At 65.4% G+C, this 23,723-nt stretch carries 20 protein-coding genes; 10 read left to right on the forward strand and 10 right to left on the reverse strand.

Features of this window, described 5'->3' with window-relative positions:
• Positions 1-228: 228 nt before the first annotated feature.
• Genes UNPA324_RS03985 through UNPA324_RS04005 form a run of 6 tightly spaced genes read right to left on the reverse strand, consistent with a single transcriptional unit; the run spans position 229 to position 5,369 of the window.
• Positions 229-1,044: a c-type cytochrome gene (locus UNPA324_RS03985; protein ID WP_181769283.1), complete on the reverse strand. Its 816-nt coding sequence runs from the start codon at positions 1,042-1,044 to the stop codon at positions 229-231.
• Positions 1,044-2,666, reverse strand: a complete 1,623-nt coding sequence (locus tag UNPA324_RS03990) for a b(o/a)3-type cytochrome-c oxidase subunit 1 (protein WP_141933613.1) — start codon at positions 2,664-2,666, stop codon at positions 1,044-1,046. The genes UNPA324_RS03985 and UNPA324_RS03990 overlap by 1 nt, the downstream gene beginning before the upstream one ends.
• On the reverse strand, positions 2,653-3,216 hold the full coding sequence (locus tag UNPA324_RS03995; protein WP_141933615.1) for a cupredoxin domain-containing protein: 564 nt from the start codon (positions 3,214-3,216) through the stop codon (positions 2,653-2,655). The genes UNPA324_RS03990 and UNPA324_RS03995 overlap by 14 nt, the downstream gene beginning before the upstream one ends.
• Positions 3,213-3,389, reverse strand: coding sequence for a hypothetical protein (locus UNPA324_RS34980; protein ID WP_164936559.1), 177 nt, complete (start codon positions 3,387-3,389; stop codon positions 3,213-3,215). Before UNPA324_RS34980 ends, UNPA324_RS03995 begins: the two co-directional genes overlap by 4 nt.
• 8 nt (positions 3,390-3,397) lie before the next feature.
• On the reverse strand, positions 3,398-4,615 hold the full coding sequence (locus UNPA324_RS04000; RefSeq protein ID WP_430641991.1) for a cytochrome c: 1,218 nt from the start codon (positions 4,613-4,615) through the stop codon (positions 3,398-3,400).
• A 46-nt stretch (positions 4,616-4,661) separates the two neighbouring features.
• Positions 4,662-5,369, reverse strand: coding sequence for a c-type cytochrome (locus UNPA324_RS04005; RefSeq protein WP_141933618.1), 708 nt, complete (start codon positions 5,367-5,369; stop codon positions 4,662-4,664).
• 956 nt (positions 5,370-6,325) lie between these two features.
• Here UNPA324_RS04005 and UNPA324_RS04020 point away from each other — a divergent pair.
• The 3 genes from UNPA324_RS04020 (at position 6,326) to UNPA324_RS04030 (ending at position 10,598) form a co-directional block, all read left to right on the forward strand.
• Complete coding sequence (locus UNPA324_RS04020) at positions 6,326-7,102, forward strand: mechanosensitive ion channel family protein (RefSeq protein ID WP_141933620.1); 777 nt, start codon at positions 6,326-6,328, stop codon at positions 7,100-7,102.
• Between the two features lie 328 nt (positions 7,103-7,430).
• Entirely contained in the window at positions 7,431-9,761 is a 2,331-nt protein-coding gene (locus UNPA324_RS04025) for a TonB-dependent receptor family protein (protein ID WP_141933622.1), read from the forward strand.
• Positions 9,762-9,779: 18 nt separating this feature from the next.
• Positions 9,780-10,598 carry a class I SAM-dependent methyltransferase gene (locus UNPA324_RS04030; RefSeq protein WP_246667110.1) on the forward strand — a complete coding sequence of 273 codons (819 nt, stop codon included), beginning with the start codon at positions 9,780-9,782 and terminating at the stop codon, positions 10,596-10,598.
• A gap of 9 nt (positions 10,599-10,607) precedes the next feature.
• On the opposite strand, the gene UNPA324_RS04035 is transcribed toward UNPA324_RS04030, so the two are convergent.
• Entirely contained in the window at positions 10,608-11,213 is a 606-nt protein-coding gene (locus UNPA324_RS04035) for a CinA family protein (protein ID WP_128921814.1), read from the reverse strand.
• Between the two features lie 3 nt (positions 11,214-11,216).
• Positions 11,217-12,413 (reverse strand): bifunctional 2-C-methyl-D-erythritol 4-phosphate cytidylyltransferase/2-C-methyl-D-erythritol 2,4-cyclodiphosphate synthase, encoded by a 1,197-nt coding sequence (locus UNPA324_RS04040; protein ID WP_141933624.1) that lies wholly within the window; start codon positions 12,411-12,413, stop codon positions 11,217-11,219.
• 280 nt (positions 12,414-12,693) lie between these two features.
• Here UNPA324_RS04040 and dusB point away from each other — a divergent pair, with 280 nt between their 5' ends.
• Genes dusB through ntrC form a run of 3 tightly spaced genes read left to right on the forward strand, consistent with a single transcriptional unit; the run spans position 12,694 to position 16,313 of the window.
• Positions 12,694-13,695 (forward strand): tRNA dihydrouridine synthase DusB, encoded by a 1,002-nt coding sequence (gene dusB, locus UNPA324_RS04045; RefSeq protein ID WP_181769641.1) that lies wholly within the window; start codon positions 12,694-12,696, stop codon positions 13,693-13,695.
• Complete coding sequence (locus tag UNPA324_RS04050) at positions 13,692-14,861, forward strand: two-component system sensor histidine kinase NtrB (protein WP_128921812.1); 1,170 nt, start codon at positions 13,692-13,694, stop codon at positions 14,859-14,861. Before dusB ends, UNPA324_RS04050 begins: the two co-directional genes overlap by 4 nt.
• Before the next feature lie 9 nt (positions 14,862-14,870).
• Positions 14,871-16,313, forward strand: coding sequence for a nitrogen regulation protein NR(I) (gene ntrC, locus UNPA324_RS04055; RefSeq protein ID WP_128921811.1), 1,443 nt, complete (start codon positions 14,871-14,873; stop codon positions 16,311-16,313).
• 168 nt (positions 16,314-16,481) lie between these two features.
• On the opposite strand, the gene UNPA324_RS34985 is transcribed toward ntrC, so the two are convergent.
• Complete coding sequence (locus tag UNPA324_RS34985) at positions 16,482-16,628, reverse strand: hypothetical protein (RefSeq protein WP_164718604.1); 147 nt, start codon at positions 16,626-16,628, stop codon at positions 16,482-16,484.
• A 176-nt stretch (positions 16,629-16,804) separates the two neighbouring features.
• Here UNPA324_RS34985 and UNPA324_RS04060 point away from each other — a divergent pair, with 176 nt between their 5' ends.
• From UNPA324_RS04060 to hflX, 4 genes are all read left to right on the forward strand, one after another.
• The gene (locus tag UNPA324_RS04060) at positions 16,805-19,195 is read left to right on the forward strand and encodes a sensor histidine kinase (RefSeq protein WP_141933625.1); all 2,391 of its coding nucleotides are present in this window, start codon (positions 16,805-16,807) and stop codon (positions 19,193-19,195) included.
• A gap of 17 nt (positions 19,196-19,212) precedes the next feature.
• Positions 19,213-20,583, forward strand: a complete 1,371-nt coding sequence (ntrX, locus tag UNPA324_RS04065) for a nitrogen assimilation response regulator NtrX (protein WP_128921809.1) — start codon at positions 19,213-19,215, stop codon at positions 20,581-20,583.
• Between the two features lie 313 nt (positions 20,584-20,896).
• Positions 20,897-21,145, forward strand: coding sequence for an RNA chaperone Hfq (hfq, locus tag UNPA324_RS04070; protein ID WP_007591126.1), 249 nt, complete (start codon positions 20,897-20,899; stop codon positions 21,143-21,145).
• Between the two features lie 11 nt (positions 21,146-21,156).
• On the forward strand, positions 21,157-22,539 hold the full coding sequence (gene hflX / locus UNPA324_RS04075; protein WP_164936555.1) for a GTPase HflX: 1,383 nt from the start codon (positions 21,157-21,159) through the stop codon (positions 22,537-22,539).
• A 206-nt stretch (positions 22,540-22,745) separates the two neighbouring features.
• Here the strand turns inward: hflX and mazG are convergent, their stop codons facing one another.
• Positions 22,746-23,597 (reverse strand): nucleoside triphosphate pyrophosphohydrolase, encoded by an 852-nt coding sequence (mazG, locus tag UNPA324_RS04080; protein ID WP_128921807.1) that lies wholly within the window; start codon positions 23,595-23,597, stop codon positions 22,746-22,748.
• Positions 23,598-23,723: the final 126 nt, after the last annotated feature.

Below are 23,723 nucleotides of genomic sequence, written 5' to 3' on the forward strand. Positions count from 1 at the left end.
AGAGCAGTCTGGATTGCTTCGCTTCGCTCGCAATGACGGGGTGGGAGCAGTGCGTATTCTCTCCTTCTCGTGCCCCGGACGCAGTGCAGCGCCCTTCAGCGCTGCACTGCGTCCGGGACACGGACGGGAAGATTCTGGATTGCTTCGTCGCATCAGCGCAAAATTGCTTCGCAATTTTGTCGCAAGAGCTCCTCGCAATGACGGCGGGGAGGCCGGTGCGCCAACTAATCAATCCACCGTCTTCACGACATCCGGCGGCTGCGAGGCATAATACGCAGCGGCTTGCTCGATTTCCTGCGCCGTCATTGCGCGCGCGATGTTGCGCATTTGCTGGCTGATGTCGTTGCGCCGCTCACCGGAGGCGAAGGCCTGGAGCTGCGCTTTCATATAGGCTTCCGACTGGCCTTCCAGCCATGGGCTGCCAGTCTTGTTGTCGAGGCTGCCATGGCAGGAGCCGCAGGGCGCGATGCCGCGCATCGGCGCGCCGTAGATGACGATGTTGGGTTTCGGCAGTTGCGGCGTCGGATGATAGGCCGGCAGCCGCGGCAGATAGGCGTAATAGTTGGAGAGATCGGCGATCTCCTGGTCGGTCAAATTGGTGGCGAACGGCGTCATCACCGCATTGCTGCGCGCGCCCGAGCGGAAGTCGAGCAGCTCCTTGTAGATCACGGCCGCATACTGGCCGGCGAGATTGGGCGAGTCCGCGCGGCTCACGCCGGTCGGGCCGTGGCAGATCGCGCAACGCTGCGCGAGCGTCGCGCCCCGGCCGATCGCCTCCTGGCTCGGGCGCGCTAGCGTGTTCGAGGTGAGCACGACCCCCGACAGGCGCCTGGTCTGCTCCGGCGCCGTCACGCTTGCCGCGCGCTGCGGCAGGCCGGCGGCGCTGCAGATCGCATCCCAGACATTGGCGAATTGCACCCAGGGCTGCGCGAAGGGCAGCACGATGAATCCGCCAATCGCGGTCACGATCAGGATCGCGGCGGTGAGGCCGACGCCGATCCTGAAATGGCTGTTACGGAGGGTGAAGAGGTCGCGCGTGCTCATCACTGCGCCCCCACGTAGACGGCCGGCACCGACGTGCCTTCGCTCAGCGCCAGGTTGAGGATCGGATAGCCGTAATTGGTCAGCGTCAGGCCGATCATCAGCGCCACCCACAGCGCGTGGGTATTGAGCGCGACCGGCACGGTTATCGGCTGGTGCACGGCCATCGCAAAGCGATAGGGACCGGCCTCGGCCTGAGGCGCACGCATGCCCCGCGCCAGGATGACGATGAAGATGATGCCCGAGGCCAGCAGGATGAAGCCGCCGATCACCGAGAACGTGACCGAGAGTGCCTGCGGCGCGATGGCGGGATCGCCGAAGTCGAAATAGGCCATGCGGCGCGGCATGCCTAGAATGCCGACCCAATGCCAGGGGAACGTCGTCACGATCATGCCGATGAGCCAGAGCCAGAGCTGGGTTCGGATCAGGCGGAGATTGGTCAACTCGCGCCCGGTCAGATGCGGCCACAGGTCGTAGGCGATCGCAAAATACATGATCACGATGGCGCCGCCGAAGATCAGGTGGAAATGGCCGGTGATCCACTGCGTGTTGTGAATGGAGGTATCAAGCTGGTAGCTCATGTTGATGAGCCCGCCGGCACCGCCGAAGCCGAGCATGACGAAGGAGAACGCCAGCGCCAGCATCATCGGATTGTCCCAGGGCAGGGCCCTGATCCAGCCGAACAGGCCGCGCCCACCACGCAACCGCGCCGCGATCTCGACCGAGGCGCAGATCGTGAACACGGTCAGCAGCGTCGGCAACGCCACCAGCGCGGTGAAGGCCGAATGGATGAACTTGAAGCCGGCGCCGACTTGCGGATCGGCGAAGGTGTGATGCATGCCGATCGGCATCGCCACCACCAGGAACAGGATGAAAGAGATCCGCGCCATGCTGTCGGAATAGACGCGGCCGCCGATCGCGCGCGGGACGATGGTGTAATAGGCGATGTAGGTCGGCATCAGCCAGAAATAGACGATGGCATGCAGCGTCCAGGAGAAGAACACGCGGGCAAGACCGGCATCGATCGTGGCTTTCAGGCCTGCCGCGACGGGAATGATCTGCAGCAGCAGCTCCAGCGCGGCGCCGACCGCGGTCCAGGCCCACAGATAGGAGCCCGCGACATTGGCGAACATCGCGAGCGGCACCGGCGCGCCAGGATGGGCCTTGCGCCAAACGCGCAAGTTAATCGACATCAGCGCGACCCAGATCCACGAGCCGACCACGACCAGCACGACGCCGAGGTAGTAGAAGACGTTGCCGATCAGCGGCGGATAGAAGGTGTAGAGCACCGAGGCGCGCCCCAGTGCGACCGGGATCACCGCCATGATGCTGCCGGTGACGATCAGCCAGAAGCCGGCCCAGGCCCAGCGCACGCCGACCAGGCGCTGCTCCAGCGCGGATTCGCTGATGGCATAGCCGAATCCCATCGCGACCAGCGTCGGGAACACGTAGCCCATCACCGTGCCGTGCGCGGTCAGCGAGCGGTAATAGAGCTCGGGATTGGACAGCCAGGTGCCGATCGGGCTGCGGATGAACATCTGCCAGGCGCCGAGCGTGAGCGCGATGCCGAACACGGCGAAGGCGAGCCAGAAATGGGCGAGGATGAGCTTCCTATTGGCCAACACAGCTCAACCTCCCGCCACCCTTCGCGCGACCTGCGAATTCGGTCTTGTCGATCACCTTGACCTTGCCCCACATGCCCTCGTGGCCGAAGGAGCAGAACTCCTGGCAGGGCATCAGATAGTCGCCGGTCTTCGCAAAGCGCATCAGCTGCTCGGAGATGTAGCCCGGCACCAGCATGGTGTTGACGTTGGTGCCCTGGATCAGGATGCCGTGGACGACGTCGGCGCTGGTGGCGCGCAGCGTGATCGGCGTGTCCGCGGGCACCAGGATGCAGGCCGGCGTGAAGGAATATTGCTGGCCGATCGCGCGCACGGTCACGTTGCCGTTGCTCTCGAGCACGCTGCCGAGATTGCTCTCGACGAATTCGCCGGTCAGATGCAGGCGCGAGGGGTCGGTGGTCTCGACGCGCGGCTGCGGCATGGTCGCGCGATGGATGCCGGCGAAGGCCGCCAGCAGCGCCATCATCACGATGATGATCACGGCAAGGGTGGCCCAGCGCCGCTCGACGCGGGCCGCGACCTCGGCGCTGGCGTGGGTGTCTTGTGCGCTCATTGCAGCGACCCGCGTGGCAGGAACACGAACAGATAGAAGGCGAGCCACATCGCGACAACGCAGGCCGTGGCGATGCCGGCAAGCACGATCGCGCCGGAGGGGCCTTGCGAAACGACCTCCTCGACGGCCTGGTCGGCGGCAGCTGGGCTGGTCGGCGGATCGGAATTGATCATGTGATGTCTCAGTTCAGCGGCGCGGAGCGCAGCTCGTTGGCCTCGCGCGCCGAGACCGGCGCGCCGCGATTGCCCCAGGCGGTGCGGATGTAGGAGACGACGGCGGCGATCTCGTTGTCGGACAAGAGCCCCGCGAACGGCGGCATGCCGTAGGGCATGGGATTGCCATTCGTGCCGGGCGGATAGCCGCCATTGAGCACCATGCGGATCGGATTGACCGCCGACTGCATCTCGATCGACTGGTTGTTGGCGAGCGGTGGCCAGTGCGGCGGCTTGCCTTCGCCCTGCGTGCCGTGACAGCTCGCGCAATGTTTGTCGTAGACAGTCTTGCCGAGGCTGATCAGCAGGCTGCTCTCGCTGGTCGGCAGCGTCGAGCTTGCCGGTGGCGAAGGCGAGGGCTCCGCAATGCCCTTGAGGTACACCGCCATGGCGCGCGTATCGTCGTCGTTGAGGTATTGCAGGCTGTTGTGAACCACTTCGGCCATCGGGCCATAGACGACGCCGCGCATGGAAACGCCGGTCTGAAGCAGGTCGGTGATGTCCTTGATGCTCCAGTCGCCGAGCCCGGCCTCGCGGTTTGACGTCAGCGAGGGCGCGTACCAGTTCTGCATCGGGATCAGGCCGCCCTTGAAGGCGTCCGATTGCGAGGTGCCGCCGAGCGCATTGATCGGCGAATGGCACATGCCGCAATGACCGAGGCCCTCGACAAGGTAGGCGCCGCGATTCCATTCGGCGGATTTGGTCGGGTCAGGTTTGAACTCGCCCTCTGAGAAATACAGCGTGCGCCAGCCGAGGATCAGCTGGCGGTTCGAATAGGGGAAGCGCAAATCGTGCTCGCGATTCCGCTGGTTCACGGGCGGGATTGATTTCAGATAAGCGAAGATCGCCTCCGTATCGGCTCGCGTGACCTTGGTGTAGGACGCGAACGGCATTGCCGGATACATCAATCCGCCGTCGGGAAAGCGGCCGTAGTGCATCGCCTTGTAGAAGTCTTCGGCAGTCCATTTGCCGATCCCGGTGTCTCGATCCGGCGTGATGTTGGAGGAATACAGGGTGCCGAACGGCGTCGGCATGGCGCGTCCGCCGGAGAAGGTGCGTCCCTCGGGAGCCGTGTGACAGGCGATGCAGTCGCCGGCACGCGCCAGATATTCGCCGCGCGCGACAACGCTATCGCCGTCAGGATCAGGCTTCCGCTGCGCTTCGGCGGACGAGCCGGCGAAGAGCAGCAGCCAGACCGCAAGGATTGGTGAACACGATCGCAATTCGGTCTCCTCAATCCGGTTCACTGCCGCAGGCGAACGGCAGCACGTACGTGCCCTTCGGTGCCGGCGCAACGGTCACGGGCGCTGGACGGCTTGCGAGCCACGCCGCGACCGCCGTCACGTCTTCCTCGGTCAGCCGGGCAGCAACCTGCTGCATGCAGTCCGGCGCTTTCGCGGTGCGCGTGCCATAACGCCACGCTCCCAACTGCGCGCTGATGTAGTTCGGGCGCAGTCCGAGCAGGCCGGGAATTCCCGGCTCCATTCCGGTCAGAGCCGGGCCATGGCAGCTTCCGCACGCCGGAACCTGTCGCTGTGGATCGCCCCGCGACACCAGCGACTGGCCGTGCTGCAGCACTTCCTTGCTTGCGTCGCTTGCCGCCACGGGAGGCAGAGGTGGATGCTGATCCGCAAAATAGTCGGCCATCTGCTGCAGGTAGGGATCAGGGAGGAATTCCAGCAGATAGTTCATCGGCGGGTATTTTCGCCGGCCGTTCTTGAAGGCAAGAAGCTGGTTGTAGAGATAGCCGGCCGGCTTGCCGGCAAGCCGCGGGAAATAGACGTCGCTCGTGCCTTCGCCTTGATTGCCGTGACAGGGCGTGCAGGCCTCGACCCGTGCCGCCATCGTGTCGGGCGGCTGGTTGACCGTTTGTGCGACCGCACCATCATACGCGGCCAAGTTGGCAATGGCGACGGCCAAAGCAATGGTGCGAGCGAACACTCTCGTCACCCTCCAAAGAACGGGACCGGTTGATTCCGGATCACCAGATAGCAAAGCATTATTGCGCCAATATGGTCCTGCGCAAGACCGCGCACACGTCACGACGTTTGGCCGCGGTCTTCGCATGTGCGATCCCGATCGAATTCGACACAACTTGCGTGCTCATTGAAAACTGGACATAACGCAGCAGTCTCGCGACAGTTCCTGCCCGAGTCTTGCGTGGTCATATCACCCTCTTTTGTCAGAGGGTGCAGGGAAGACCGGATGCCGGCTGGCACCCGCGGTCCACTGTGCGAAACCTGCGTGTTAAGAAGCTGCACAGCGGCATACAGGTGAAGCCAAACAGCCGGCCTTCCCTGCGCAATGGTTTGACGGCTTATGCCGAGCTCTCCCCGGGGAGCGATGCACTATTGCCCCCGTCGCCTTGCGGATGGCTGAGATTGCGGACCCGGTCGGGCCGCCACCTCACCGCAACACTTGACGCACAGACCCCGGGCGTCAGGACCACACGATTTTGCCGTACGCAGGCTGCACCGGTCGTGTGCGCGCTGGCTGTCGCTCACGGTTTTGCCGCCCTGCGATGCCCGTCGCGCCGGTGCTGCCAGCGTCCACCACGGCTCACCCCGCGTTTCGTGACGATCGCGATACGCCCCTCTGACTGGGATGAGGTGGCGGGAGAATGCGACAAAGCCGAAATTCTGTAAAGACGAATATTTTTGCGGACGCCGATTGACCGCCCCATTGTGTGTTTTGCCCGTCGGGCCACGCAAGATTTCGTAGGGTGGGTTCGTCGAAGGCGTAACCCACCGCTTCTTCCGCGGCGGCAAGAGAAGAGGTGGATTACGCTGCGCTAATCCACCCTACCAGTGTTTCGTGCCGAGTTCCCGCCTCGGCCAACGCCGGGATCATTTCGCATCGCAGTGCGTTCTCAACCGATTGTCCGGGTTGGAGCCGTCATGACCGTCAACTTCGACACGCTGAAAGCCTCGCTCATCCTGTATGGCCTGAACGCGATCTACGCGATTCTGCTGCTCGCGATCGGCTGGTATCTGTCCGGCGCCATGCAGCGCTTCGTCACACGCGTGTTGAGCGTCACGCACCGCGTCGACCCGCTCGTCACATTGTTCGTCGGCAGTCTTGTGCGCTACGGTGTGCTGGCCGTGGTCGGCATCGCCGGGCTTCAGCTCTTCGGCATCCAGACCGCGAGCCTCGTTGCCGTGCTGGGCGCCACGTCACTTGCCATCGGTCTCGCCTTGCAAGGCACGCTCTCCAATCTCGCCGCCGGCGTGATGCTGCTGTTGTTCCGGCCCTTTCACATTGGCGATGACGTCGAGGTGGCCGGCAAGGCGGGGAAGGTGAAGTCTTTGTCGCTGTTCATGACCGAGCTGGTCGCGCTCGACAACACGCAGATCCTGTTGCCGAACGGACAAGTGTGGGGCGCGGCCATCGTCAACCACAGCGCCTATCCCGGCGCCGGTGAGGTCAAGGTGGCGTTCCCGGTCAGGGCCGGATCGGCCAATGCGTTGGCCGACCGGATCCTCGAGCAGCTGCGCGAGGACCCTCGCATCGACGAGGGGGCCGCACCCACGGTCAATGTGTCCAAGGTCATCGCGGCCGATCCCGCAGCGCCGCTGGTGGAATTGACGGTCAGCGCCAAGGTCAAGCCGTCCGACGCCGATGCCGTCAAACAGCGCGTGCTTGACCATGCGAGCGCGCTGCTTGCGGTAGCGTGACGCGCCTTAAGCTCAAATCGCCAAAGGAAAGCTAAGGCCGCGATGGCCCTCGCGGCGAGGGCATCTGCCGGAGCGACACACCTGCCGACGCGCGAATTGGAACGAAACTAATTCCAAGCTGCGCGCTGTTTGTTCCAGCGCAATCAGATTCACAAGCCCAGCGCCGAGCTTCGCGGCCGATCGCGACGGCGTGCACCGTCGCGCGGACACCGGCGCGCGCTGCAAAGGCGATGGGCTGCAAGGAAATGGGGCTGCAGTGGGACGTAAGAACATCAACTTTTCATCCGGGCGAGGGCGGTCACGAGGCGCAAGCAGGATACCCGGCACGATGCGGCTGTCCCTGACGGCATCGGTCTTGTTGCTGCCGGAGCTTGCCGGAGAAGCCTGCCTCGCGCAATCGGCGACGCCGGGCACGGCCATCCAGCTCGATCCGGTGGTCGTGGCTCCGCCGAACAGCGCGGCGAAGCCGGCGGCGGTATCTCGCGAGCGGGTCGCGGCACGGCGCCGTGCCGCCAAGCCGCAGCCTCGCGGTGGTGACGCGCCCGGCGAAGAGGCGCCGTCTGCCGCTGCTGCGGCCGCATCGGTGCAAGAGCGTTTCGAGGCGCTCGCGGGCGGCGTCGCGCTGGTCCGGCGCGAAGATCTCTCGCCCACCGGCAATCCGACCGTGGCGCGCGCCTTGAGCGGCGTTCCCGGCGTCGTGGTGCAAAACTTCTTCGGCGGCAACGACCAGCCGCGCATTCAGATCCGCGGCTCCGGCCTGCAGCAGAATCCGGTCGAGCGCGGACTGCTGGTGCTCCAGAACGGCCTGCCCATCAACCGGGCCGACGGCTCCTACATTGTCGGCTTTGCCAATCCGCAGCAGGCGGAGGCCATCGAGGTCTATCGCGGCTATATGGCCAACCGCCTCGGCGCCACCGTGCTCGGTGGGGCCCTGAACTTTGTGTCGCCGACGGGATCGTCGTCGCCGGGCACGCAAGCCGCCGTCAGCGGCGGCAGCTTCGGGCAGATCAATGCCAGTGCGCAGACCGGCGGCAGGAAGGACAATGTCGATGCGCTGGTCCAGGCCGATTTCAGCCACCGTGACGGCTTTCGTGACTACAACAGCTCCGAGCGCAGCAGCTTCAACGCCAATGTCGGGGCCGTGCTGTCGGAGAATGTCAGCACACGCTTCTTCATCGGCTACACCGATCTCGGCTTCGACGTGGCTGGGCCGCTGACCAAGAGCGCGATGGAGGCCAATCCACGCCAGGTCTCCGCGGGACCAACCTTCATCCCGCCATCGACCTCGATCAATCCGGGGCCCAATGTCGTGCGCGACAGGCCACGCCGCGAGGCCGACCAGTTCGTGGCGGGCTCGCGGACCACCGCGACGTTCGATGCGCATCTGTTCGACGTGGCGCTTGGCTATACCCACACCGACGACATGTTCCGCTTTCCGATCTCCTCGGGCGTCCGCGCCACGCGAGGCGACGATGTGACGGGCGTGTTTCGCTACGCCTACAAGCCCGAAAGCGCGGCCGCGTTGCCGCTGCTGGAAACGACGGCGCAATATTCCGTGGGATCGGCGGATCGGGAGAACTTCATCAACCAGGCCGGGCAGACCGGCGCCAAGTTCGGCGAGAGTCGGCTCGATGCGAGCACGCTCGCGCTGCATACCGGCCTCAATTTGCCGATCTGGGACCGGGTCACCATGTCGCCGGCGATCGCCTATGGCTATGCCACGCGCGACAATGACGACATCTACCGGAGTGCGACACGGCCGACGATTGCCTACAATCCGGCAAACCCGACCATGCTGCTGCCGAACGGGGCGGTGCCGACGCAGAGCTCGAGCTATGCGCGCAGCTATTCGGCGTGGAGCCCCAGCCTCGGCGTGACCTTCCGCCCCGTGTCTGGCCAGACCATCTTTGCCGCGGTCAGTCGGAGCTTCGAGCCGCCGTCGCATGACGATCTGCTTGCAACGATCAACGGGACGCCGAACAGCAGTCCCGGGCGGCCGACGCCGGGCAATCCGGGCCTCGTCGCCGCGGTGTTCGCGACGCCCGACCTGAAGGCTCAAACCGCCACCACGGTCGAAGGCGGCTGGCGCGGCCGGGACGGCGTGCTGTCGTGGGACGCCGTCACCTACTATTCCTGGGTCGACAACGAGCTGCTCAGCCTGCGCGACTCGACCGGCGCGCTGATGGCGGCGTTCAATGCTGACCGCACCACCCATTTCGGTGTCGAGTTCGGCGTCGGGGTCAGGATCACGGAGCGGCTGACCGGCCGCGTCGCCTATACCTATCAGGACTTCCGCTTCGACAACGATCCGCTGCGCGGCAACAACCGTCTGGCCGGCGCGCCGCCGCATCTCGTCAACGCGGTCCTGCAATATCGGGCGACGGATGCCTGGAAGCTCGAGGGCGTGGTGCGCTGGAGTCCCGGTCACATGCCGATCGACAACATGAACACGCTGTTTGCCGATCCGTTCGTCGTCGCCGATCTGCGCACCGAATACCGGATCAGCGAGCGCTTCTCGGTGTTCGGCGAGATCACCAACCTGTTCAACGCGACCTATGCCGCATCGACCCTGATCGTCGATCAGGCGCGGCCGGACCAAGCCGCGTTCATTCCCGGCGACGGACGCGGATATTACGGCGGCCTTCGGGCGCGGTTCTAACTTGCAAAGGAGACTCCAATGATTGCGGACCACACGATGCCGCCGGTTGACCTGCCGGGCAGTGATCTCGACGTGGCGAAGATGCCGGGCCATTGGCTGCTGGCCCGGCTCGGCAAGCGCGTGCTGCGTCCCGGCGGCCTTGGCCTGACGCGCGCGCTGCTGCACGGCCTGGTGATCGGCATTGAAGACGACGTCGTCGAGTTTGCGCCTGGGCTTGGCGTCACCGCCCGCATGATCCTGGAGCGAGGCCCACGGCGCTATGTCGGCGTCGAGCGCGATGCGCAGGCGGCGGCGTGGACGAGCCGGCAGCTTCCCGCGAAGGGACATGTTTCGGTCGTCGTCGGGACGGCCGATCAGACCACCCTGCCGGCGGGCTTCGCGTCGGTCGTGATCGGCGAGGCCATGCTGAGCATGCACACCCAGGAACAGAAGCGCCGCATCGCGGCGGAAGCGTTCCGGCTGCTTCGCTCCGGCGGCCACTATGGCATCCACGAGCTCGCCGTGATTCCCGACGACATGCCGTTCGGCCAAAGGCAGCAGATCGATCGTGCGCTCTCCGGAGCCATCCATGTCGGCGCCCGTCCATTGTCCGGCGACGGCTGGCGAGGGCTGCTGGAGAGCGTCGGCTTTCAAATCGTGGCGGTTGAATTCGCGCCGATGCATCTGCTCCGGCCACGGCGCCTCGTGCAGGACGAGGGTCTGGTCGGTGCGTTGCGGCTCGCCAAGAACCTGTTGCTCGATCGGGCGGCGCGACGTCGGGTGCTGGCGATGCGGCGGGTGTTCGAGCAGCATCGCGCCAATCTGGCTGCGATCCGCGTGATCGCGCGCAAGCCGTAAGCGGAGCGATCAGCCCCGCGGCGACCGCGGCGTTCGGCGTTTAGCCGCATGCCGGCGCGGCGAGCGGGTGACGCGCGGGCGCAGGCGGGTTGCGGCGGCGCGCGGCTTGACCTGGGCTTGCGGGCCGCGGGCGAGATCCATCAGCATGCGCAGCGCCTCGACGACGGAGCGCTGACGCACGGCGGAGCGGCCGATCGCGCCGAAACGATGCTCGCGGTGGATGATCCGGCCATCGCGTGCCGCGGCGGCGAAGTGCACGAGACCGACCGGCTTGCCGGGCGTCGCGCCGCCGGGGCCGGCAATGCCGGTGATGGCGACGGCGAGATCGACGCCGGCCCGCTCCAGTGCGCCGACGGCCATCGCGGTTGCGGTTTCCTTGCTGACGGCGCCGAAATGGGCGAGCGTGCCGGCTTCGACGCCGAGCATCGCGCGCTTGGCGTCGTTGGAATAGGTGACGAAGCCGCGATCGATCACGTCGGACGAGCCGGGAATGTCGGTCAGCGCGCCGGCGACGAGGCCGCCGGTGCATGATTCAGCTGTCGCGATCGTCAGCTTGCGCATCCGGCACAGATCGAGCAGCGAGCGGGAGAGGGCGCGTGCGTCGCTGCCGCCCATGGCCTAGACGCTCCCGGTCTTTTCGTTAAATGGCAGACGGATGGTGGCGCTCGCGGTGGCCGCGATGCCTTCCTCGCGGCCGGTGAAGCCGAGCCGCTCGCTGGTGGTCGCCTTCACCGCGACGCGCGAGACGTCGACGCCGGATATCTCGGCGATGCGCGCGCGCATGGCATCGCGCAACGGGCCGATCTTGGGCCGCTCGCAGATCATGGTGACCTCGAGATTGGCTACGCGGCCGCCCCGCGCCGTGACGCGCTCGATGGCGTATTTCAGGAACTGGTCGGAGGAGGCGCCTTTCCACTTCGCATCGCTCGGCGGGAAGTGCGAGCCGATGTCGCCGTCGGCGAGCGCGCCGAGGATGGCGTCGACCAGCGCATGCAGGCCGACATCGCCGTCGGAATGGGCGAGAAAACCCCTGGTGTGCGGCACGCGCACGCCGCAGAGCATGAGGTGGTCGCCTTCGCCGAAGGCGTGCACGTCGTAGCCGGTGCCGGTCCTGATGTCGCCGAGCTGGGCCGCCAGGCGCGCTTCCTCGCGCACGAAATCCTCGGGAGTGGTGAGCTTCATGTTGGCAACATCGCCTTCAAAGGTTGCAACCGTCAATCCCGCCCATTCGGCAATCGCGGCATCGTCGGTGAAATCGCTGCGCCCGTCCTTCGCCGCGCGACGATGCGCCTCGAGGATGACATCGAAACGAAAGGATTGCGGCGTCTGCGCGATCCGCAGGCGCGCGCGGTCCGGCGTACCCTCGACATGGCCGGCATCGCCGGTGAGCTTGATGGTGTCGGTGACGGGGACGACGGGGATTGCGGCGCCGGTGCGGCTTGCGGCTTCGATCGCGCGCGAGATCAATCCTGCCGAGACGAACGGCCGGGCGGCGTCGTGAATCAGCACGATATCGGGCTTGTGCTTGACGAGCGCCTCGAGGCCGACAAGCACCGAAGCCTGCCGCGTCGCGCCGCCATTGGTCGTCGCCTCGTGCTTGAGCCCGGCGACGGCGGCCGTGAACATGGCGCTGTCATCGGGGTTCACCACCGGCTGCACCGCAAAGACATCGGCATGGCGGCTGAAGGCTTCCATGGCGCGATAGATCACGGGCACGCCACCGATCTCTCGATATTGCTTCGGCCCGCCGGCGCCTGCACGCAGTCCACGCCCGGCTGCGACGAGGACAACTGCGGTGCGCTGTGATTTCGCCATAGGACTCAAATACTCAGTTGGTGATGGAGAGTCGGGGAGTGGGGTGATTGCCGCATGCCTCTAGCACGGCAGGCCCGCAAAAAAAGGGGGTTTCCCCGGATTGTTGGAAACAGCAATTTGCTGCACTGCACTTGAAAGATTTGCAGAATTGTCTAAACTGTAGGCATGACGCTTGACTGCACAAGAATTGTGCGCAAGATATGTCATGGCAGGCGCGATGAGGCCCTGCCCAGTCGACGAGACCCCAGTGACCGGTTCGGCAGTATCCGGCTCTAAGCCGTTGAAAATAGGCGATATTGATGTCGCTACCCCGGTCTTCCTGGCGCCGATGTCGGGGGTGACTGACTCGCCCGTCCGCCGGCTGTCCGCGGAGCTCGGGGCCGGTCTCGTCGTGTCCGAAATGACCGCCAGCGATGAGCTCGCCAATGGCCATTGGATGTCCCGGTTGCGTTGCGAGGCCACGGGAATCGGCCCGCACGTGGTCCAGCTCGCCGGCTGCGAGGCGCATTGGATGGCCGAGGGCGCCCGGATCGCCGAAGCCGAAGGCGCCGATATCATCGACATCAACATGGGCTGTCCGGCCCGCCACGTCACCGGTGGCCAGTCCGGCTCGGCCTTGATGCGCGACCTCGACCATGCCGTCAGCCTGATCGATGCCACCATCGCGGCGGTGAAGGTGCCGGTGACGCTGAAGATGCGGCTCGGCTGGGACGACCGCAGCCGCAATGCGCCGGAACTGGCGCGGCGCGCGGAAGCCGCTGGCGTCAGGCTCGTCACGGTCCATGGCCGCACCCGCAGCCAGTTCTACAAGGGCGACGCCGATTGGGAGGCGATCCGCGCCGTGCGCGAGGCCATCGCCATTCCGCTCGTCGTCAACGGCGACATCACCTCCTACGAGAGGGCGCTCGCGGCGCTCGAGGCCTCGGGCGCCGATGCCGTGATGATCGGCCGCGGCGCGCAGGGCCAGCCCTGGCTGCCCGGCCAGATCGGCCGCCGGCTCAAGGGCGGGGCCGAGGAAGCTGTGCCCTCGCTCGAAACCCAGCTGCATTATGTCCGCACGCTCTATGAGGGCGTCTGCGCGCTCTATGGTCTTCGCGTCGGACTGAAGCATGCCCGCAAGCATCTGGGCTGGGCGCTCGACGTCGCGGCACAGGCGAGCCGTGCGCCGGCCGAGACGCTGAAATCCTGGCGCCGGAAGATCCTCACCTCGGAGGATCCGCGCCTCGTCCACCAGTCGCTGCAGGATGCGTTCGACGACTTCGCATGGAGCGCTGCTGCATGAGCTCAGCCGCTGAACATCGCGGTCCATCCGACAGCGACGCAATGCTGGATGCACTTCCCAATCCCGTGCTGATGATCGGGCCGGACGGCAAGATCGTCGCCGCCAATATCGCCACCGAAGCCTTCTTCGAGATCTCGACGCAGTTCCTGAAGCGGCAGTCGTTGAAAGAGCTGGTGCCGTTCGGCAGTCCCTTGCTGGCGCTGATCGACCAGGTGCGCTCGTCGAACTCGCCCGTCAACGAATACAAGGTCGATCTCGGCACGCCGCGGATGGGCGGCGACCGCCAGGTCGATCTGCATGTCGCCCCGCTCACCGAGCGGCCCGGCCATATCGTGGTGATGCTGCAGGAGCGCACCATTGCCGACAAGATGGACCGCCAGCTCACCCATCGCAGCGCGGCGCGCTCGGTGATCGCGCTGGCCGCGATGCTGGCGCACGAGATCAAGAATCCGCTCTCCGGCATCCGCGGCGCGGCGCAGCTCCTGGAGCAGCAGGCCTCGTCCGAGGATCGCATGCTGACGCGCCTGATCTGCGACGAGGCCGACCGCATTGTGACGCTGGTCGACCGCATGGAGGTGTTCGGCGACGAGCGTCCCGTGGTGCGTGGCCCCGTCAACATCCATTCGGTGCTCGACCACGTGAAGCGGCTGGCGCAGTCCGGCTTTGCCCGCAACATCCGCTTCATCGAGGATTACGATCCCTCGCTGCCGCCGGTGCTGGCGAACCAGGATCAGTTGATCCAGGTGTTCCTCAACCTCGTGAAGAACGCCGCCGAAGCCCTGATCGACGTGCCCGACGCCGAGATCCAGCTCACCACCGCGTTCCGCCCCGGCGTGCGCCTGTCAGTCCCCGGTCAAAAATCCCGGGTATCCTTGCCGCTCGAATTCTGCGTGAAGGACAACGGACCTGGCGTGCCGGACGATCTTCTGCCCAACCTGTTCGACCCCTTCGTGACCACCAAGCAGACCGGCTCGGGCCTGGGTCTTGCGCTGGTCGCCAAGATCGTCGGCGATCACGGGGGCATCATCGAATGCGAATCTCAGCCGCGCAAAACCACCTTCCGCGTGCTGATGCCGATGTATTCCACATCGGCGAAACATGCCGATCAAAGCAGTCGCGCCGACTCTGCCGGGAAGTCGTCGCCTGTGTCACAGGGGGCGAAATGAGGATTAACGATGCCCGCAGGTAGCATTCTCGTAGCTGATGACGACACCGCCATCCGCACCGTTCTCAATCAGGCACTGTCCCGGGCCGGGTATGAGGTCAGACTCACCGGCAATGCCGCAACGCTGTGGCGCTGGGTCAGCCAGGGCGAGGGCGATCTCGTCATCACCGACGTGGTGATGCCCGACGAAAACGCCTTCGACCTGCTGCCGCGGATCAAGAAGATGCGGCCGAATCTGCCGGTCATCGTCATGAGCGCGCAGAACACCTTCATGACAGCGATCCGCGCTTCCGAGCGCGGGGCCTACGAATATCTGCCAAAACCCTTCGACCTCAAGGAGCTGATCGCCATCGTCGGCCGCGCGCTCGCCGAGCCGAAGGAGCGCGTCTCGACGCCGGACGAGGACGCCGAGATGGAGGCGATCCCGCTGGTCGGCCGTTCGCCGGCGATGCAGGAAATCTACCGCGTGCTCGCGCGTCTGATGCAGACCGACCTCACCGTGATGATCACGGGCGAGTCCGGCACCGGCAAGGAGCTGGTGGCGCGCGCGCTGCATGATTACGGCAAGCGCCGCAACGGCCCGTTCGTCGCGGTGAACATGGCCGCGATTCCGCGCGACCTCATCGAATCCGAGCTGTTCGGCCATGAGCGCGGCGCCTTCACCGGCGCCAACACCCGCGCCTCCGGCCGGTTCGAGCAGGCCGAGGGCGGCACGCTGTTCCTGGACGAGATCGGCGACATGCCGATGGAGGCACAAACGCGATTGCTGCGCGTGCTGCAGCAGGGCGAATACACCACCGTCGGCGGCCGCACGCCGATCAAGACCGACGTGCGCATCGTCGCGGCCTCCAACAAGGATCTGCGCGTCCTGATCCAGCAGGGCCTGTTCCGGGAAGATCTGTTCTTCCGCCTCAACGTCGTGCCGCTGCGCCTGCCGCCGCTCCGCGAGCGCATCGAGGACCTGCCGGATCTGGTGCGGCACTTCTTCGCACTCGCCGAGAAGGACGGTCTGCCGCCCAAGAAGCTCGACGCGCTGGCGCTGGAGCGGCTGAAGCAGCACCGCTGGCCCGGCAACGTGCGCGAGCTGGAGAATCTCGCCCGGCGTCTCGCCGCGCTCTATCCGCAGGACGTCATCACGGCGTCCGTCATCGACGGCGAGCTTGCACCGCCCTCGGTCAGCCCGGGTGCTGCGGTCCAGCAGGGCGTCGATAATCTCGGCGGCGCCGTGGAAGCGTATTTGTCGTCGCACTTCCAGGGCTTTCCGAACGGCGTGCCGCCGCCCGGCCTCTATCACCGCATCCTCAAGGAGATCGAAGTGCCGCTGCTCACGGCCGCGCTGGCGGCCACCCGCGGCAACCAGATCCGCGCCGCCGACCTGCTCGGCCTCAACCGCAACACGCTGCGCAAGAAGATCCGGGATCTCGACATCCAGGTCTATCGGAGCGGGGGATAATCTGGCGGAACGAACGGTGGCTCAGCTCCCCCTACCAAGGCAGAGCTGAGCCTGTCCGGATCGCGCTGGCCGTAGTGGCTGACGCGGTGAGCAGAAGTCCGGATCGGGGCGAAATGTTCCGTCCGCACCTTCAAATTGGTCATTCGGCCGCAAGACGCGGCGTCGCACCTATCTGACGAGCCGGCCCGATGCCGGCATGACGCTGGCGACATTCACCAGCGGCTGCTGGAGACCCAGGCCGTTGACCAGGAGGTCGGCGGCCACAATGAGCAGCAAAACGGCCGACACCATCGTCGCGAGAAAATATCTATCCATGCCGGGTCAAGCCGGGATAGCGGGAATCCGTTCCCGTCGAACCGATGTGGTTGTGGATGGTGGGCGTCGGTCGCGGGGGAAGCGCCGCGGAATTGTCGCAATTCGGCAACAATGTGGTACGAATACATCAGTATCCGCGCGCCCGCGGACCCGTTTTCAGCACCACCATTGCCGGAATGACCAGCGCAGATACCTCGGCCGCACACTTTGACACGGCCCCAGCGGAAGAGCCCCGGCGTTGGTCGGCACGGCGCTGGCTGGCGCCGTTTGCCGTGGCGCTGGCGTTGCTGTCGGCCTTCCTGACCTTCGTGGTCCTGACCGGCCTCACCAATATTGAGCCGACGCCCGAGCTCGTCCGCTCGTTCTATCTGATCAATGCGGCCACGATCCTGCTGCTGGTCGGCATCATCGTCCGCGAGCTCTGGCAGCTGATCCTGGCGCGGCGGCGGGGCAGGGCGGCGGCACGCCTCCACGTCCAGATCGTCAGCCTGTTCTCGATCGTGGCGGTGCTGCCGGCGGTGCTGGTCGCCGTCGTCGCCAACGTCACCATCGAGCGTGGCCTCGACCGGCTGTTCTCCGGGCCGACCAGGGAGGTGATCCAGAACTCGCTGACGATCGCGCGGGCCTATATGCAGGACCATGCCCAGCTGATCCGCGGCGACATTCTCGGCATGGCGAACGACATCGCGCATGCCCGGCCGCTCTACGACCAGGATCGCCGCTCGTTCCGCGAGATGCTGACCACCAGCGCCGGCTCGCGCAATTTGCCGGGCGCGATGATCATCGACAAGAACACCAACATCCTGGAATCCGCCGACACTGGCATGCGGCTCGCCTATTCGCCGCCGGCGCCGGACTTTCTCAGCAACGTCAACGAGAACGAGCCCGAGATCGCGGTGCTCCCCGATGCGAGCTTCGTCGCCGCGGTGATCCGCCTGCGCGCCTTCAACGACACCTTCCTCTATGTCGCCCGGCCCCTTGATCCGAATGTCGTCAACCAGCTCAAGCAGACCGAGGTCAGCGTCGCCGAATATGCCCAGATCGAGTCGCGCCGGCTCGGTATCCAGGTCGCCTTCGCGCTGATGTTTGCCGTGATCGCGCTGACCATCCTGATGGCCTCGGTGCTGATCGGCCTCAACTTCGCCAACTCGCTGGTCTCGCCAATTCGGCGGCTGATGAATGCGGCCCATACCGTCTCGACCGGCGATCTCCATGTCCAGGTGCCGGTGCACCAGTCGGAAGGCGATCTGGCCCAGCTTGGCCAGACCTTCAACAAGATGACGCAGGAATTGCGCAGCCAGCGCGACGAGCTCGTCAACGCCAGCGACCTGATCGACAGTCGCCGCCGCTTCATCGAGGCCGTGCTGTCCTCGGCGAGCGCCGGCATCATCGGCGTCGATGCCTCCGGCAGCGTCGGCATTTTGAACCGCTCGGCCGAGAAGCTGATCGGGCACGCCGAATCCGAAACTCTCGGCCATCCGCTCTCCGAGGTGCTGCCCGAGCTCGACGAGATGATGAAGGCGGCCCGGGAAGGGACCCAGCGCCTGGTGCAGGGCCAGATCACGATCACCCGTGACGGGCAGGAACGCAATCTGTCAGTCCGCGTCAGCGCCGAGAAGAACCAGCCGCACGACAGCTACATCATCACGCTCGACGACATCACCGAGCTGGTCTCGGCGCAGCGCACCTCGGCTTGGGGCGACGTGGCGCGCCGCATCGCCCACGAGATCAAGAACCCCCTGACGCCGATCCAGCTCTCGGCCGAACGCATCCGCCGCAAGTTTGGCAAGGATATCACCGAGGCCAAGGACAAGCAGATCTTCGAACAATGCACCGACACCATCGTGCGCCAGGTCGACGACATCCGCCGCATGGTCGACGAGTTCTCGCGCTTTGCCCGCATGCCGAAACCGGTGATGGAGGGTGAGGACGTCGCCGACACCGTGCGGCAAGCGGTGTTCCTGATGAAGGTCGCCCATCCCGAGATCGATATCGAGGCCGAGTTCAAGCAGGATCCGCTCCGGGCCCAGTTCGACCGGCGGCTGATCTCCCAGGCGGTCACCAACATCGTCAAGAACGCCACCGAGGCGATCGAGCAGGTCCCGCCGGAAGAGCTCGGCAAAGGCCGTATCGACGTCGTGGTCTCCCGCGAAGGCGATGACGTACTGATCGACGTGATCGATAACGGCATCGGCCTGCCCAAGGTCGCGCGCTCGCGGCTGCTCGAACCCTACGTCACGACCCGTGCCAAGGGCACCGGCCTTGGCCTCGCGATCGTCGGCCGCGTGCTCGAAGACCATGGCGGACGCATCGAGCTGAAGGATGCCTCCGACTTCCGCGAGGGCCAGCGCGGTGCCTGGATGCGGATGCGCTTTGCGATCTCCGGGCAAGCCGCGAAGGCCGAGGTCGCCGAGCAGGCGCCGGTGGCTGCCGAAATCACCAAGGAAGCTGTGACGGAGCCGGCGAAAGACGCGGCGCCCGAAACAAAGGAGCAGGCGGCCGAAACCAAAGAGCCGGCTGAAAAGACCAATGATTCAACGAAGATCGAAGCCTCGACAGGCAGCTGACAAGACAGGCGTGACCCATGGCAAGTGAAATTCTGATTGTCGATGATGAGGCCGATATTCGAGATCTCGTTGCGGGCATTCTCGAGGACGAGGGCTTCGTGACCCGGACCGCACGCGACAGCGATACGGCACTCGCCGAGATCGCCAACCGCAGGCCGCATCTGGTGTTCCTCGACATCTGGCTGCAAGGCTCCAAGCTCGACGGCTTGCAGCTGCTGGAGCAGGTCAAGAAGGACAACGCCGACCTGCCGGTCGTGATGATCTCGGGCCACGGCAACATCGAGACCGCGGTCGCGGCGATCAAGCGCGGCGCTTACGACTTCATCGAGAAGCCGTTCAAGGCCGACCGTTTGATCCTGGTCGCGACCCGGGCGCTGGAGAACTCGCGGCTGAAGCGCGAGGTGAAGGAGCTGAAGCAGCTCGCGCCGAGCGCCAGCCAGCTCGTCGGCCGCTCGCCCAGCATGAACCAGCTGCGCCAGACCATCGAGCGCGCCGCCAAGGCCAACAGCCGCATCCTGATCGTCGGCCCTGCCGGCGCCGGCAAGGAATTGGCCGCACGTACCCTGCACACGGCCTCGGGCCGTGCCGACGGTCCCTTCGTCGTCATCAACGCCGCCGCGATCACGCCTGAGCGCATGGAGCACGAGCTGTTCGGTGTCGAACAGTCCAACGGCGAGCAGCCGCGCAAGGCCGGCGCGCTCGAGGAAGCCCATGGCGGCACGCTGTTCATCGACGAGATCGCGGACATGCCGCGCGAGACCCAGAACAAGATCCTGCGCGTGCTGGTGGAGCAGTCGTTCCAGCGCGTCGGCGGCACCGCCAAGGTGCAGGTCGACGTCCGCATCATCTCGTCGACCGCGCGCAATCTCGAAGAAGAGATCGCGGCCGGCCACTTCCGCGAGGACCTCTATCACCGGCTTTCGGTGGTGCCGATCCGCGTGCCCGCGCTCTCCGAACGGCGCGAGGACATCCCGGAATTGATCGACTACTTCATGGAGCAGATCTCGGCCGGCAGCGGCCTGCCCAAGCGGCAGATCGGGCAGGACGCGATGGCGGTGCTGCAGTCGCATGTCTGGCCGGGCAATGTGCGCCAGCTCCGCAATAATGTTGAGAGGGTCATGATTCTCGCGGCAGGCGGGCCGGAGGTCATCATCACGGCCGACATGTTGCCACAGGACGTCGGCTCCATGGTGCCGGCGATGCCGACCAGCAACAATGGCGAGCACATCATGGGCCTGCCGCTGCGTGAGGCGCGCGAAGTGTTCGAGCGCGACTATTTGATTGCACAGATCAGCCGTTTTTCAGGAAATATTTCTCGCACGGCCGAGTTCGTTGGCATGGAACGGTCGGCGCTGCATCGAAAGCTGAAGGCGCTCGGTGTCGGCTAGCGCGTTTCGCGCGAAGCGGCCACCGGCCCGCATAAGGAAAAAGACGTCGAAACAAGAATCTAGCACCGCGACATTGCGGCGGCACCTTAGGGATAAACCAGGAAAATCATCGATTTCCGTAGTTTTTCGGGGCAATAGGGCGGGGGCTGCCGCGTGAAGCGGCTTGCCTAATAGGCCTACCTGTCCTCTAATCGCACAGCTATTCCTTCCGAGGGGGATCTCATGAGGGAACGGCAACCGGGAGAGGCCCCGAACCTCACAAAGAGGGCCGCAACCGGCGCAATAAAAAGAAACTCAAAGCGAGAAAAAAACAATGGCGGCAGACCGCGCACAAAACCTACAGGACACCTTCCTCAATCACGTTCGCAAAACCAAGACGCCACTGACGATCTTTCTGGTCAACGGAGTGAAGCTCCAGGGCATCGTGACCTGGTTCGACAATTTCTGTTTGCTGCTTCGGCGCGACGGTCATTCGCAGCTCGTCTACAAGCATGCGATCTCGACCATCATGCCCGGTGCTCCGATCCAGCTGTTCGAAGGCGGCGAGGATCAGCCGGCTTGAGAGTGATCTGATTGGAACCCCGGAATTTCGACGGGGATGCCGACCGTCCGCGGTCGGCGGGGGCTAAGCAAACGGGGCGGGTGCTTGTCATCGGCCCCTACTTGCGTGTGCGCGCGGGCGGTGCCGACGCGCAATCGGAAAGCCATGTTCAGCGCGACGCCGAGGCCCGGCTCGACGAAGCCGCGGGCCTCGCGCGTGCGATCGATCTCGTTGTCGCCGACGCCATCATCGCGCCGATCAGCCAGATCCGCCCCGCCACCTATATCGGCAAGGGCAAGGTCGAGGAGATCGCCGGACTGATCAAGACCCTCGATGTCGAGCTCGTGGTGATGGATTGCGCGCTGGCGCCGATCCAGCAGCGCAATCTCGAGAAAGAGCTGCACGCGAAGGTGCTGGACCGCACCGGGCTGATCCTGGAAATCTTCGGCCGCCGCGCCAAGACCAAGGAGGGCTCGCTCCAGGTCGAGCTCGCGCATCTCAACTACCAGCGCTCGCGCCTGGTGCGCTCGTGGACCCATCTGGAGCGCCAGCGCGGCGGCTTCGGCTTCATGGGCGGTCCCGGCGAGACGCAGATCGAAGCCGACCGCCGCTTGATCCAGGAGCGCATCTCCAAGCTCGAGAGCGAGCTGAAGAAGGTGCAGGCGACGCGGCGGCTGCATCGTGCGGGACGTCGGCGCGTGCCGTATCGCGTCGTTGCGCTGGTGGGCTACACCAATGCCGGCAAGTCGACGCTGTTCAACCGCCTGACCCGCGCCGACGTGCAGGCCGCCGACATGCTGTTTGCGACGCTCGATCCGACCTTGCGCGCGCTCAGCCTGCCGCATGGCGGCAAGGCGATGCTGTCGGATACGGTCGGTTTCATCTCCAACCTGCCGACCCAGCTCGTCGCCGCCTTCCGTGCCACGCTGGAGGAGGTGCTCGAGGCCGACGTCATCCTCCATGTGCGCGACATCTCGCACGACGACGCCGAGGCCCAGCAGAGCGACGTCGATGCCGTGCTGCGCCAGCTCGGGATCAACCCGGACGATAGCGGCCGCATCATCGAGGTCTGGAACAAGATCGATCGCTACGACGCTGAACAGCGCGAAGAGCTTCTGAACATCGCAGCGCGCCGGCCCGAAGATCATCCAGCCATGCTGGTCTCCGCCGTGTCAGGCGAGGGCGTCGACGCATTGCTCGCCGCGATCGAGGAGCGGTTAGCGGCCAAGCGCACCACGCTCGATCTCTCGATCGATGCTGCAGACGGCGCCGGCATCAGCTGGCTGCACCGCAATTCCGAGGTGCTGGCCAAGGAGCTGCACGACGGTCGCTTCGACATGACGGTGCGGGTGGACGAGACCAAGCGGGATATCGTGGTGTCGAGGTTCGACGCGGTGCCACATCATGCGACATAGGCCCCCGCCGCGCGAGTTGCGCCAACTGCGGCCTCAACGGTGCTGTCGTCCCGGACAAGCGTAAACGCTGATCCGGGACCCATAGCCACAGGACGTCGTTTGACGGAAGGCCCGTGGTTATCAGATTGCCGATACGACCGCTCCCTGGGAGTATGGGTCCTGGATCTGCGCGCGCTTGAGGCGCGCTTGTCGGGACGACGGCGAAGTTAGCGGCGGGCTTGATTGCGCTCCTCTGGCGCGGTCTCCTCACCCTTCGCTGCATTCCACAGCGCGTCCATCTCCGCCAGCGAGGCCTGCTCCAGCGTCCGGCCCTGCGCTTCCAGCGCGCGTTCGATATAGGCAAAACGCCGCTCGAATTTTGCGTTGGTCGCACGCAGGGCGGCTTCCGGATCGGCATCGACGTGGCGGGCGAGGTTGACGAGGGCGAACATCAGGTCGCCGGTTTCCTCGGCCAGCTCCTGCTTGTTGCCACGATCGAGCGCCGCCTCGATCTCGTCGGCTTCCTCGCGGATCTTTGCCAGCACCGCGCGCGGGTCGTTCCAGTCGAATCCGACGGTGGAGGCCTTGCGCTGCAGCTCCATCGCGCGCGTCAGGGCGGGCTGGCCGGCCTTCACGCCTGACAGCAGCGATTTGTGCGTCGGCGCCTGTTCCGGCGGCCGACGCGCAGCGCGCTCGGCTTTCTCCTCGGCCTTGATGCGGTCCCACACTTCCTTGACGTGAGAGGAGGCGAGATTGCCGTCCTTGTCGGCAAAGACGTGCGGGTGACGCCGGATCATCTTTCGCGTGATGGCCTCGACGACGTCGCCGAATGCGAAAGCGTTCTGCTCGGACGCCATCTGGGCGTGGAACACGACCTGGAGCAGCAGGTCGCCGAGCTCCTCGCGCAAATCGTCGAGATCGCCGCGGGTGATGGCCTCCACCACCTCATAGGCCTCCTCGATCGTGTAGGGCGCGATCGTCGCAAAATTCTGCTCGAGGTCCCAGGGGCAGCCGGTCACCGGCGTGCGCAGCGCCGCCATGATCTCGATCAGGCGGGAAATGTCGCGGGAAGGGGTCATTGCGGGGCCATTCTCCTAGCTGCCAGCGTTATGCCAAAACCGGGCGGCCGTTCCCAGCGCGGGCGTGCGGAACGGGCCGATTTCCACCGATTGGCTGATGCGTTCCACAATGCTAAAGCGCGGGCC

It is taken from the genome of Bradyrhizobium sp. UNPA324 (assembly GCF_006658635.1).
Lineage (GTDB): Bacteria > Pseudomonadota > Alphaproteobacteria > Rhizobiales > Xanthobacteraceae > Bradyrhizobium > Bradyrhizobium nanningense.

What these genes read in the sequence shown, in the direction of transcription:
- UNPA324_RS03985 (WP_181769283.1), bottom strand. Translation starts at nt 1,044, where the DNA reads ATGAGCACGCGCGACCTCTTCACCCTCCGTAACAGCCATTTCAGGATC.
- UNPA324_RS03995 (WP_141933615.1), bottom strand. Translation starts at nt 3,216, where the DNA reads ATGAGCGCACAAGACACCCACGCCAGCGCCGAGGTCGCGGCCCGCGTC.
- UNPA324_RS34980 (WP_164936559.1), bottom strand. Translation starts at nt 3,389, where the DNA reads ATGATCAATTCCGATCCGCCGACCAGCCCAGCTGCCGCCGACCAGGCC.
- UNPA324_RS04020 (WP_141933620.1), top strand. Translation starts at nt 6,326, where the DNA reads ATGACCGTCAACTTCGACACGCTGAAAGCCTCGCTCATCCTGTATGGC.
- UNPA324_RS04025 (WP_141933622.1), top strand. Translation starts at nt 7,431, where the DNA reads ATGCGGCTGTCCCTGACGGCATCGGTCTTGTTGCTGCCGGAGCTTGCC.
- UNPA324_RS04030 (WP_246667110.1), top strand. Translation starts at nt 9,780, where the DNA reads ATGATTGCGGACCACACGATGCCGCCGGTTGACCTGCCGGGCAGTGAT.
- UNPA324_RS04035 (WP_128921814.1), bottom strand. Translation starts at nt 11,213, where the DNA reads ATGGGCGGCAGCGACGCACGCGCCCTCTCCCGCTCGCTGCTCGATCTG.
- UNPA324_RS04040 (WP_141933624.1), bottom strand. Translation starts at nt 12,413, where the DNA reads ATGGCGAAATCACAGCGCACCGCAGTTGTCCTCGTCGCAGCCGGGCGT.
- UNPA324_RS04050 (WP_128921812.1), top strand. Translation starts at nt 13,692, where the DNA reads ATGAGCTCAGCCGCTGAACATCGCGGTCCATCCGACAGCGACGCAATG.
- ntrC (WP_128921811.1), top strand. Translation starts at nt 14,871, where the DNA reads ATGCCCGCAGGTAGCATTCTCGTAGCTGATGACGACACCGCCATCCGC.
- UNPA324_RS34985 (WP_164718604.1), bottom strand. Translation starts at nt 16,628, where the DNA reads ATGGATAGATATTTTCTCGCGACGATGGTGTCGGCCGTTTTGCTGCTC.
- UNPA324_RS04060 (WP_141933625.1), top strand. Translation starts at nt 16,805, where the DNA reads ATGACCAGCGCAGATACCTCGGCCGCACACTTTGACACGGCCCCAGCG.
- ntrX (WP_128921809.1), top strand. Translation starts at nt 19,213, where the DNA reads ATGGCAAGTGAAATTCTGATTGTCGATGATGAGGCCGATATTCGAGAT.
- hfq (WP_007591126.1), top strand. Translation starts at nt 20,897, where the DNA reads ATGGCGGCAGACCGCGCACAAAACCTACAGGACACCTTCCTCAATCAC.
- mazG (WP_128921807.1), bottom strand. Translation starts at nt 23,597, where the DNA reads ATGACCCCTTCCCGCGACATTTCCCGCCTGATCGAGATCATGGCGGCG.